The organism is Acidovorax sp. GW821-FHT10E03 (assembly GCF_059415205.1).
Genome location: NZ_JBWKMU010000001.1, coordinates 295,331 through 306,994, shown reverse-complemented (window position 1 = coordinate 306,994; position 11,664 = coordinate 295,331). Strand labels below are relative to the sequence as shown.

10 protein-coding genes are annotated in these 11,664 nt (G+C 65.1%); 2 read left to right on the top strand and 8 right to left on the bottom strand.

The annotated features are described in order from the left end of the window. The 6 genes from AC07OD_RS01445 to AC07OD_RS01420 form a co-directional block, all read right to left on the bottom strand. The gene (locus tag AC07OD_RS01445) at positions 1-972 is read right to left on the bottom strand and encodes a sugar kinase (protein WP_494594746.1); all 972 of its coding nucleotides are present in this window, start codon (positions 970-972) and stop codon (positions 1-3) included. Beyond that, positions 969-1,721 carry a sugar phosphate isomerase/epimerase family protein gene (locus AC07OD_RS01440; protein ID WP_492254968.1) on the bottom strand — a complete coding sequence of 251 codons (753 nt, stop codon included), beginning with the start codon at positions 1,719-1,721 and terminating at the stop codon, positions 969-971. Before AC07OD_RS01440 ends, AC07OD_RS01445 begins: the two co-directional genes overlap by 4 nt. A gap of 56 nt (positions 1,722-1,777) precedes the next feature. Beyond that, positions 1,778-2,566: an amino acid ABC transporter ATP-binding protein gene (locus AC07OD_RS01435; RefSeq protein WP_255591361.1), complete on the bottom strand. Its 789-nt coding sequence runs from the start codon at positions 2,564-2,566 to the stop codon at positions 1,778-1,780. Positions 2,567-2,614: 48 nt separating this feature from the next. After that, positions 2,615-3,421: a transporter substrate-binding domain-containing protein gene (locus AC07OD_RS01430; RefSeq protein WP_369642144.1), complete on the bottom strand. Its 807-nt coding sequence runs from the start codon at positions 3,419-3,421 to the stop codon at positions 2,615-2,617. A gap of 85 nt (positions 3,422-3,506) precedes the next feature. Further along, positions 3,507-4,160 (bottom strand): amino acid ABC transporter permease, encoded by a 654-nt coding sequence (locus AC07OD_RS01425; protein WP_218294084.1) that lies wholly within the window; start codon positions 4,158-4,160, stop codon positions 3,507-3,509. A 13-nt stretch (positions 4,161-4,173) separates the two neighbouring features. Continuing rightward, complete coding sequence (locus tag AC07OD_RS01420; RefSeq protein WP_218294083.1) at positions 4,174-4,845, bottom strand: amino acid ABC transporter permease; 672 nt, start codon at positions 4,843-4,845, stop codon at positions 4,174-4,176. A gap of 150 nt (positions 4,846-4,995) precedes the next feature. Here AC07OD_RS01420 and hemH point away from each other — a divergent pair, with 150 nt between their 5' ends. Together hemH and AC07OD_RS01410 are read left to right on the top strand one after the other, a co-directional pair. Beyond that, positions 4,996-6,108: a ferrochelatase gene (gene hemH, locus AC07OD_RS01415; RefSeq protein WP_494594742.1), complete on the top strand. Its 1,113-nt coding sequence runs from the start codon at positions 4,996-4,998 to the stop codon at positions 6,106-6,108. Positions 6,109-6,230: 122 nt separating this feature from the next. Further along, entirely contained in the window at positions 6,231-8,711 is a 2,481-nt protein-coding gene (locus AC07OD_RS01410; protein ID WP_494594740.1) for a Lon protease family protein, read from the top strand. A 162-nt stretch (positions 8,712-8,873) separates the two neighbouring features. Here AC07OD_RS01410 and AC07OD_RS01405 read toward each other — a convergent pair whose 3' ends face one another. Continuing rightward, positions 8,874-9,935, bottom strand: coding sequence for an AAA family ATPase (locus AC07OD_RS01405; protein WP_494594738.1), 1,062 nt, complete (start codon positions 9,933-9,935; stop codon positions 8,874-8,876). Then, complete coding sequence (locus tag AC07OD_RS01400; protein WP_218294079.1) at positions 9,920-11,485, bottom strand: ATP-dependent nuclease; 1,566 nt, start codon at positions 11,483-11,485, stop codon at positions 9,920-9,922. Before AC07OD_RS01400 ends, AC07OD_RS01405 begins: the two co-directional genes overlap by 16 nt. Positions 11,486-11,664: the final 179 nt, after the last annotated feature.

Sequence of the window (11,664 nt, the reverse complement as noted above, 5' to 3'; positions counted from 1 at the left end):
TCACAGCCCGGCCTCCCGCAACTGAGCCCGCGTGGGCAGCCCTTCGGTGTCGCCCAGCACCTGCACCGCACGCGCGCCGATCCAGGCGCCGCGGCGCACGGCAGCGGGCACGGGTAAGCCTTCGAGCAGTGCGCTGATGACGCCCACCGCAAAACCATCGCCCGCACCCACCGTGTCCACCACCTGGGCCACGGGCACGCCGGGCACGCGGCCGGTGCCGGCCACGTCGCTGTCGTAGTAGGCGCCCTCGGGCCCGAGCTTCACGACCACCAGCCTGGCGCCCCGCTCGCGGTAGAAGCGCGCCACGCCTTCGGGCGTGGTTTCGCCGGTCAGGAACACGCCCTCTTCCAGGCCCGGCAGCACCCAGTCGGCATAGCCGGCCAGGGTGTTGATCCAGTGGCGCATGGCCTCGGGCGAGGCCCAGAGCGTGGGGCGCAGGTTGGGATCGAACGAGATGGTGCGGCCCGCGGCGCGCGCGACCTCGAGCGTGCGGATGGCTGCCTGCAGGCTGGTGTCCGAGATGGCCGCGAACACGCCCGTGGCGTGCAGGTGGCGCGCGGACCGCAGCCAGGGCTCGTCCACATCGGCCGGGCCCATCTGGCTGGCGGCCGAGCCCTTGCGGTGGTATTCGACCTGCGGGTCGCGCCCGTCGGTCACGCGCTCCTTGAACTGAAAGCCCGTGCGCTGCGTGGCATCGCACACCACGTGCGAGCAGTCGATACCCTCGCCGCGCATGGCGGCCAGCAGCGCGCGGCCCATGGAGTCCGTGCCCAGGCGGCTGGCCCAGCCCACCTTCAGCCCCAGGCGCGCCAGGCCAATGGCCACATTGGTCTCGGCCCCCGCGGTGCGCTTGTGAAAGCCCGTGGCGTTCTCCAGCGGTCCGGGCTCGTTGGCCACCAGCAGCAGCATGGCTTCGCCGAACAGGGCCACGTCGAATGCGGTGTCGATGGTGTCAGCGGTAGCGTCGCTCATGCAGCACCTCGCACCGCACGGATGAAGTCCACCTGCCCGCGCGTAACGGCCACCAGGTCGTCGCCCACCAGCGGGTACTCGATGGCATGCGGCACATCGGCGGGCAGCGCGCGCAGCACGGCGCGCCAGGGCGCCACCGACTCCGCCAGCGGCACTGCGATCCACTTGGCCGGCAGGCGCTGCACGCCCTTGCAGTGCACGTAGCGCACATGGGGCGCGAGGGCCTGTGCGGCCTGCAGCGGGCATTCGCCCTGCCAGTGCCAGTTGCCCATGTCGAAGGTCATGCCCAGGTCGAGCCCGGCCTGCGCCTGCGCCTGCGCGGCAAAGAATGCCTGCAAGGCGGCCAGCGTGCCGGCGGTGGCGGTCTGGTCGTTTTCGATCACCAGTTCCACCTGCGGGGTGGCGGCCAGCAGCGCCTTGAGGCGCTGCAGCGACGCCTCGGACCGCACGCCAAAGCCGCCGATGGACATCTTCAGGCGCGGCGCGTGCAGCACCTGCGATGCATGAATGCCGCGCTGCAGGGCGGCTTCGTCCAACTGGCCCTGCACGGTCCACAGGCCCTCGGGACTGGAATACACAGCGGCCAGGCCCGCCAGCCCGGGCAGCTCGGTGGCCGCGTCGCGCAGCAGCTCGCCGCGCACTTCCACGCCGTCGGCGCCCGCCTGGCGGGCCAGGTCGGTGCACCACAGCTGGCCGTGGCGTCCCGTTTCGGCCGCGCCGAAGGAGGACAGGGAGATCAATACCTTCATGGATGTTCTTTCAAGCCCGTCAGCCGGGCCTTCGTCAACGTGCGGCCACCACGGCCTCAGTGCGCGTGGTGGGAGCTCAGGATCTGGCCGAGGAACTGGCGCGTCTTCTCATGCTCCGGCTGGCCGAAGAACTGCGCGGGCGGCGCCTGCTCCAGGATCTTGCCGTCGGCCATGAAGATCACGCGGTCGGCCACGCTGCGCGCAAAGCCCATCTCGTGCGTCACGCACAGCATGGTCATGCCGTCCTCGGCTAGGCCGATCATGGTGTCCAGCACTTCCTTGACCATCTCCGGGTCCAGCGCCGACGTGGGTTCGTCGAACAGCATCACCTTGGGGGCCATGCACAGCGCGCGCGCAATGGCCACGCGCTGCTGCTGCCCGCCCGACAGCTGGCTGGGGTGCTTGTGCGCCTGCTCGGGAATGCGCACGCGCGTGAGGTACTTCATGGCGACCTCTTCCGCTTCCGCCTTGCCCATGCCGCGCGATCGCATGGGCGCCAGCGTGCAGTTCTCCAGGATGGTGAGGTGCGGGAACAGGTTGAACTGCTGGAACACCATGCCCACCTCGGCACGCACGGCGTCCACGTTCTTGCCGCCAGCGGTCAGCTCAATGCCGTCAACCACGATGCGGCCCTTTTGCACCGTCTCCAGCCGGTTGATGCAGCGGATCAGCGTGGACTTGCCCGAGCCCGACGGCCCGCAGATCACGATGCGCTCGCCGGCCCGCACCGACAGGTCGATGTCGGTCAGCACCTGAAAGCTGTCGTACCACTTGTTGACCCCCTCCATCGTGATGATGGGGGGTGCACCGGCGGTGGTCTTCGTCGTCGTGACTGCGTCCGTCATTGTCAAAGGCTCCTGGGGTGGCTGGGGTTCACGCTCAAGCGATATGGGTTATTGCAGCTTGGGCAGATCCGCGCCCAGCCACTTCTGGTACAGCTTGTTCAACTCGCCGTTGGCCGTGTTGCGCACCACGAAGTCGTTCACCGCCTTGGTCAACTCGTCCTGGCCGGGGCGCAGGGCAATGCCCATGGCCTGCTGCAGCAGGTTGAACTTGTTCTCGAAGGTGTTGGCGGGCACGCGCTTGGCGATCTGCGCGGCCACGGTGACCGAGCAGCCGATGGCATCGACCTGGCCGGAGATCAGTGCCTGCATGGCCGATGCGTCGTCGTCGAAGCGGCGGATTTCGGTGCCCTCGGGCGCGGCCTTGGTCACGGCCACATCCTGCGTGCTGGCACGGGCCACGCCCACGCGAACGCCCTTCAGGTCCGCCGCGCTCTTGATGGCGCTGCCCGTCTTGCCGTACAGCACGATGGTGGCGGCCGCATAGGGTTGCGAGAACTGCACCTGCTTGGCGCGCTCGGGCGTGATGGCGAGCGACGCCACCAGCACGTCGACCTTGTTGGTCAGCAGGAAGGGAATGCGGTTGGGGCCGGTGACGGGCACGATGTTGGCTTTGACGCCCAGCTCCTTGGCCAGCAGCTTGGCCACGTCGGCGTCGTAGCCGTCGGGCTGGTTCTGCGCGTTGGTCGTGCCGTAAGGCGGGAAGTCCACCAGCATGCCGATGGTGAGCTCGCCCTTTTTCTTGATGTCGGCCACGGACTGTGCCGAGGCCAGCGGCGCAAAAGCCGTGAGCGCGGCGCCCAGGCCCAGTGCGGCCAGGGCGGTGGTGACGGTGCGGCGGTGCAGGGAAAAGGTCATGGCATGTCTCCAGGTAGTGGTTATGAACGAGAGATAAAAAAGCAATGAATGAACGAAGGCGCTGTTGGTGTTGGCAGCGATGCCGTCAGCGCGCGAGCGCCCGGGCCCGCTTGCGCTCCATGCGCGCGGCCAGCAGCGACAGCGGCCAGCAGATCACGAAGTACAGCGCCGCCACGGTGGTGAACACATGCAGCGGCTGGAAGGTGGCGTTGTTGATGATCTGCCCGGCCCGCGTGATCTCGGTGAAACCGATGATGGCGGCCAGCGATGTGCCCTTGATGATCTGCACCGTGTAGCCCACGGTGGGCGGCAGCGCGATCTTGAAGGCCTGCGGCAGCACCACGAAGCGCATGCGGTTGATGTAGCTCAGGTTCAGGGCCTGCGCGGCCTCCCATTGGCCGCGCGGCACCGCCTCGATGCAGCCGCGCCATATCTCGGCCAGAAACGCCGCGCTGTTGAGCACCAGCGCCACGCCCGCCGCCACCCAGGGGTTGATGTCCAGCCCCAGCACCGGCGCGCCGAAGAAGATCAAAAACAGCTGCAGCAGCAGCGGCGTGCCCTGAAACACCTGGATGAACACGCGCGACGCATTGCGCGCCACGGCGCTCTCGGACGTGCGCGACAGCGCCACCACAAGGCCCAGCAGCGCCCCGCCGACGAAGGCAATGGCCGACAGCGCCAGTGTCCACTGCGCGGCCTGCAGGATGAAAAGGAATTCGGAGAGTCCGAAGGTACGCATGGTCCGGGTCTCCTTATCGGCGGTCGGGGTAGTTGAGCGCGCGCTGGTAGATCAGCTTGAACAGCGCAGAGAACGACAGCGCCAGCACCAGGTAGATCAGCGCCACCACGATGTAGATCTCGAAACTGCGGAAGGTCTGCGACTGCAGGTTCGCCGCCACCGAGGTCAGGTCGTCCGCCGAGATCACCGACACCACGGCCGAGCTGAGCATCAGCAGGATGAACTGGCTGGTGAGCGCGGGGTAGATGGCCTTGAGCGCGGGTTTGAGGATGACGAAGCGAAAGATCTCCCAGGGCTTCAGGTTGAGCGCCTTGCCCGCCTCGATCTGCCCCTTGGGGATGGACTCGATGCCCGCCCGCACGATCTCTGCCGCGTAGGCCCCCAGGTTGACCACCATCGCCGTCAGCGCCGCGGTGTAGGGCGACCAGCGCAGGCCGATGGACGGCAGCGCGAAGAAGAAGAAAAACAGCTGCACGATGAACGGCGTGTTGCGGATGACCTCGATGTACGCGTTGATCAAGAACCGCAGCCACGCCGGCCCGCCCGTCTTGCCCCAGGCGCAGAACACGGCCACCACCAGCCCCAGCACCGTGGCCGTGAGCGACAGCTGCACGGTGATCCACGTGCCTTTGAGCAGCAGCGGCCATGCGGCGAAAACGGCGTCGAACTGGAACTGGTAATTCACGGCGTGGGTGGTTCGGAGTGGATGCGCAGAGTTTATGAAACCGGTTTCACAACCACATCGGGGATTACCCGAGCGCCCCCAAAAACAGGCGCCGGGCCCACATCCAACCCCCAGCCCCCACCAGGCACCACGCGTGGGCGAAAATGCCGCATGCCCTCCTTCCGCCCCGAACCCCCTTACACCCACGGCCAGGCCGAGCGAACCGCAGTGCTGCTGTGCAACCTGGGCACGCCCGACGCCGCCACCGCGCCCGCCGTGCGGCGCTACCTGGCGCAGTTTCTGGGCGACCACCGCGTGGTGGAGATCCCCAAGCTGGCGTGGCTGCCCATCCTGCACGGCATCATCCTGCGCACCCGCCCCGCCAAGTCGGCCGCCAAGTACGCCAGCATCTGGACGGCCGAGGGCTCGCCCCTGGCGGTGTGGACGGCCAAACAGGCCACGCTGCTGCGCGGCTGGCTGGGCGAGGCCGGGCACGCCGTGCTGGTGCGCCATGCCATGCGCTACGGCAACCCGTCCATCGCCAGCCAACTCGATGCGCTCAAAGCCGAGGGCGCCACGCGCATCCTGATCCTGCCGCTGTACCCGCAGTACTCGGCCACCACCACCGCCAGCCTGTTCGACGCGGTGTACGCCTGGGCCGCACGCACCCGCCACGTGCCCGAGCTGCGCTTTGTCAACCGCTACCACGACGCCCCCGGCTACATCGACGCGCTGGCCCGCACCATCGAAACCCACTGGAAACACCACGGCCAGCCCGACCAGCTGGTGATGAGCTTTCATGGCGTGCCCGAGCGCACGTTGCACCTGGGCGACCCCTACCACTGCGAGGCGCGCAAGACGGGCCGCCTGCTGGCCGAGCGCCTGGGCCTGCGCGCGGAGCGCTACCGCATCACCTTCCAGTCGCGTTTTGGCAAGGCCAAATGGCTGGAGCCCTACACCCAGCCCACCATCGAGGCACTGGGCAAGGCCGGCACGCGGCGGGTGGACGTGGTGTGCCCCGGCTTTACCAGCGACTGCCTGGAGACGCTGGAAGAAATCAACATGGAAGTGCGCGAGGCCTTCCTGCACGCGGGTGGCAAGGAGTTCCACTACATCCCCTGCCTGAACGACAACAACCACTGGATCACCGCGCTCAGCCGCGTGGCGCAGCAGCACCTGGCGGGCTGGCCCACCGAGGCGCCCACCGCTGCGGCGCTGGCCGATGCGCGCAGCCATGCGCAGGCGGGTGGCGCACCTGCCGGGGCCTGCCCTGTGGCCCATTGACTGGTTACTACTATTTTTATAGCTACTTGCGCTTATCCATCAAGCGCTAGCGGTCATTTTTATCCATATTTTGAGATGGCAGACCCAGTCTGACGACCTGCCCTCCCCCAACGCCCGCACCGATGCCCGCCTTTGCCCTCGCCCCCCACCAGCTGCGGCTGACGATTGACCCCGCCACGCTGGGCTTTGCCAGCACGGCCGAGCTGCAAGACCTGCCCCTGCCCTGGATCGGCCAAGAGCGCGCGCAGGCCGCCGCGCAGTTTGGCCTGGGGCTGCACCAGCCCGACTACCACCTCTTCGTGCTGGGCGAAGTGGGCAGTGGGCGCGCATCGCTGCTGCGCCAGGCCATGCAGACTGCTGCGGCAGAACGCGCCGTGCCGCCCGACCTGTGCTACCTGCACAACTTCGACAAGCCCGACCACCCCCTCGCCCTGCGCCTGCCGGCGGGCCAGGGCCGGCAGTTGCGCCAAGGCATGGCCGACATGGCCAAGAACCTGCAGGCCGATATCCCCAAACACCTCGCAGCCGCCGCCTTCAAGGCCGACGCCGAACGCATCGAGAAAACCTGGCAAGCGCAAGAGAGCGAGGCCTTTGCCGTGCTGGACGCGTTTGCCGAGGCGCGCCAGTTCCGCATTTCGCGCGAAGGCGGGCAGATGGTGTTCACCCTCACCGGCCCCAAAGGCCAGCCGCTGACAGAAGCCGAAGCCCGCGCCCTGCCCCGCGAGCGCCGCGCAGAGATTGACGCCGCCGAGCACGCCTTGCGCACCGAGATCGCCCGCTTTCTCGAAGCCACCCGCCCGCTGGAGCGCGCCCGCGACGACGCCCTGGCCACCCTGCGCCGCCAGACCATCAAGCCCCTCGTAGAACACGCCCTGCACGACATCCGCCAGGGCCTGCGCAAGCAGATCAAGGACACCGTCAAGCTCACGCACTGGCTCGACCAGGTAGAGCATGCGGTGCTGGACGACATCGACCTGTTCGAGCCCGGCGATGCGGAGCAGAACGCCGACGCCGAGGACGACCGCAAGGATGCACTCGATGACCTGCTGGCCCGCTGCCAGGTCAACCTGGTGGTGGACAACCACGGCCGCACCGCCGCGCCCGTGGTGGTGGAAGACAACCCCACCCAGCGCACGCTGTTTGGCAGCATCGAACATGGCTCGGACGCCGACACCGTGCAGGCCGACCACACCAGCATCCACGCGGGCAGCCTGCTCAAGGCGCACGGCGGCTTCATCCTGCTGCACCTGCACGACCTGGCTGCCGAAGAAGGGCTGTGGCAACGCCTGCGCCGCTTCTTGCGCTGCGGCCGCCTGCAGATCGAAGATGCCAGCGGTGGCCCCGGCCACGCGCCGGGCGGCGCAGCGGCGCTGCAGCCCGAGCCGGTGGACGTGGATGTGAAGATCGTGCTGATCGGATCGGTGGACGAGTACTACGCGCTGCAAGACGCCGACCCCGACGCCGCACGCCGCTTTCGCGTGAAGGTGGATTTTTCAGACCACTTTGCCGCCACCCCTGCCACGCACCACGCCACCGCAATCCTGGTGGCGCAGGTCTGCAAAAAGCGCGGCCTGCCCCACTTCGGCCCCGACGCCGTGGCCCTGCTGCTGGAGCAAACCCACCGCGAGGCCGATGACCAGCGCCGCCAGAGCGCACGCTTTGCACACACCGAAGCGCTGGCCATCGAAAGCGCCGCCCTGTGCAAGGCGCGCGGCGGCACGCTGGTGCAGGCGGGCGACGTGCAGGCCGCCCTGGCCGCCCGCACCCAGCGCCACAACCAGCCCGAAGAAGAGCTGCACGACTCCATCACCGAGGGCGAGCGCCTGATCTCGCTGGCAGGCTCCATCACCGGCCAGATCAACGCCATGACGCAGATCGACCTGGGCGACTACCGTTTCGGCTTCCCCGTGCGCATCACCGCGCGCACCTTTGCCGGGCAAGAGGGCCTGCTCAACATCGAGCGCGAAGTCGATATGTCCGGCCCCATCCACGACAAAGGCGTGCTCATCCTGCACAGCTACCTCACCGCGCTGTTCAGCCACGTGGCACCGCTGGCGCTGAATGCGTCTATCGTGTTCGAGCAGGAATACAGCGGCGTGGAAGGCGACTCGGCCTCGTGCGCCGAACTGTACGCGCTGCTGTCCAGCCTGTCAGGCCTGCCGCTGCGCCAGGGCGTCGCCGTGACCGGCGCGCTCAACCAACACGGCGAGGTGCTGCCCGTGGGCGGCATCAACGAGAAGATCGAGGGCTGGTTCCGCGCCTGCGCCATGGCGGGCCTGGACGGCACGCAGGGCGTGCTGATCCCCGCCCGCAACCAGCGCCACCTGATGCTGGACCGCAGCGTGCTGGACGCGGTGGAGCGCGGGCTGTTCCATGTCTACACCATGGGACATGTGAGCGAGGGGATTGCGCTGCTGACGGGCGAAGCGTCGGGGATGAGCCCGGCAGAGTTGCTGCAGGTGCAGGCTGATGAGCTGGCCGACCGCGCTACCGCCGTGGAGGACACCGTGATGCAGCGGGCGGAGTTGACGCTGCGCGCGTACCGGCGGGCTTGTCAGATCGCAGGGACTGCGCGGAGGGGGCGAGGAGCGCGGGGTCGATAGATGGGTCAGTGGCCCACGAGATCAAATACTCGGGATTCTGGCTGCTAGCAGCGGCTGCGGTCAGTCATGGCGAGGACTCGTACGACAGCCACGGCTTGAGGCAGTCCACGACCCACTTCTGCAACGCCGAGCGGAAGGGCTGCAGCTGCGCAGTCAAGATCGTCAAGTGGAGGCGACGTGACGAATGTCCCGGGCTTTTTTGAAAGCTTTCAGCATCGCGTCTGGCATTACATAGAGGTCGCCGCGCGCACGCGAGCACGCAACGTATAGCTTGTTCCGCGAGGTCGCAGCCATCTCGGCCAGCGTACCGGCGGAGAAGTGCTTCCAGGACTCGGCATTCAGTACAACGCAGACGTCCTGGTAGTGGTCACGTCCCTTTGACTCACCCCAGGTCTGCGAGTAGCAGCCATATCGTCCGTGCTCTTGATAAAACAGCTTAATGGTGCCCGCGTCAGCGTGAAGCTTTGCCGCCAGTGACGGGTCGTTGACCACTGAGACTTGGGTAGTGCGATCCGAGTGTGCATAGATGTCCACCCCGATAGTGTCTCGGATGAACGAGCACACCGAGGAGCTGCAACGGTGGCTCTTGAGCAAGGACGTCGTGTCAACGACCAAGCCAGCAGATCGCAGGGCGTCCTTAAAGCGGTCATAGCTGTCGTGCAGCCCTTTATTGACTGCACCATCGGCGCTGGTGGAGTACGTGTGCTGATAGAAGTCGCCGACTAACAGAACCTCGACGTTGGCCTGGACAATTTGCTTGAGCAGATTGAAGTCATGTCCGCCGAAATCCTGAACCTCGTCAATGCAGACTTTGTCGTAGTAGCGCTCCAGTCGACGCTGAAGCGTCGGGATGCAACCATATACATCCAGGACCTTCGCCATTCTCGCGTGGTAGATGCGACCGCCTGCTGTGACGTACCGGTCACGGCTTTGGAGCTTCTGGCGCGATGAGTATTCGCTCGGCCTATTAAACGAAATTCCCATGGTCTGCATCTTCGTGAGAAGCAAGGGCCGATAGCAAAATGAGTTCAAGAATGTAAAGTAGGTGCAGACGGTGATGCTGTCCGGGAGATAACCGAACTTCGCAAGAACGCGACGCAGAATCTCTTCGCAATTACTCTCTGTGTAAGTGATAAGCAAGACCCGCTTCTCAAGACCCAGCTCGTTGATAAGGCTGGTTGTCTTCCCTGAACCTGCGACCGCGAAGACTACTCGTTTATCCACTTTATGGCCTCCTGCATGTACCCAGGCGCCACCAGTTCAGCCTCCTTCGCCAGCAAAAGATCAAACGCCGCGTCAGCCTTGTTGGCAAGCATGTACGCCAACGGTTCAAGCTTACGCTTTGGCGTGCGGAAGACCTCGTCGCAAACTGCCTTGTTGTCTTCGTACAGACAGATCTCGAAGGTCGTGCGCTGCTTTGAGTTGGTGTCTGCAAAGACTTTGGCATGCGGCATCGCGTGCTCTGCGTAGTTGTCGACGCAGTTTCTCTGGTAGTCGCCGTCGTTGTCGCGAATGACCGCAGTGCGCACGCCAAGCAGCCTGGCGAGGTCTAGATAGCGCTTAAAGCTCGTACCGCCCACCGAGATGACGTGGACCCCGTCTTTCTTCAATGTGGACCCCGAGTGCTTTTGGTAAAGCGCATCCAGGAGGATGAACTCGGCATCGCCCTCAACAAGGATCACCTTCCTCGACAGCGCAAACTCAAGGACGTTGTTATCGGGCGCCTTCATGAAGAACTTCGCGGTGTCAGATGGGAGCTTGTTGAGTCGCGCATGCTGTCCTCGCTTTCCAAGCAGGATGGCCTTGCGCAAATCAAGTCGAGCAGAGATCAGGCTGCTGTGAGTTGCGATAAACAATTGCTTGTTCACCGACTGAGCGATTCGCTCGATGAGCTGGTGCATCGTCGAGTGGCTCAGGTGGTTTTCAGGCTCCTCTAGGAGCAGGACGTCCAGCCCACTTTTGACGCCCTTCTTGCTCAGCGCGAACTCGGTCTTGATGAAGCACTGCCGCCCCTTGCCCTTGCTCTCAATTGGGATCTCATCTTCGGTGAGAACCAGGTCGGACTCCAGATTGGCCTTGGCGCTCGTGCGCACGCCGAACTTGTAGTCCGCCAGCATGTCGTTCAGCTCCTTCAGTTGGGCGTTCTTGAATTCGCTCTTGCTTTGACGATAGGCGTTCTCGAGCCTGCTGCGGCTCCCGACGTTGGCGTGCATCGAGAACACCGAGCGGGTGTACTCCCGAGCTGCATATTCGCTGTCGATTCTGGAGCTGTCGATTGCCAGATGCCGGACGTGCTTTTTGACGCTGGAATACGCCTCACCCCCAAACGTATTGAACTGGACACCGTAATACTCAAACGGGAAATTGGTCGGGTCTTCCTTCAGCGCTTCCGCGATGTCCTTGCTGAAATCGAGAATCGGCTCAAACGACATGCGTAGCCCGTCACGCTCGAGATCCCTAGAGTTGTTCTTTCCATTCAAGCCAGGCTTATTTTCGGCAGAGAGGTAGACCTCAACGAACAGTTTCGGGAGACGGTCTACGGTGCATGGCCCCGCCTGAAATGCCTTTACAGCGTCGGCATTCAGTAGTGTCTCGACCCCGATGGTTTCGACCTTGTTGCGACTTCCGCTCATCACAAGTTCAAGGGCCAGAAGCACTGAGCTTTTCCCCGCCTCGTTGTCGCCAATCAGAAGGTTTAGCTCTGGATCAAACTCAACTTCCAAGCTTCCGAATTTCTTGAAGTTTCCCAGTACCAGCCGTTCAATCGTTGGCATCTTTGCTCCCGTTTTTCGCGTCGGCACACGGGCCGACTTCGCGGGCCGCTCTCTCTGACGCGGCACCTCAATTAGACCCGATGGCATGCGAGCGGCGGCAGCGCCACTGAATCGCGACGCGCCTGCCGTCTTGGTCTCGGACGGCGACTATGCCACCTCCACACGCGCCCGCAGCCACG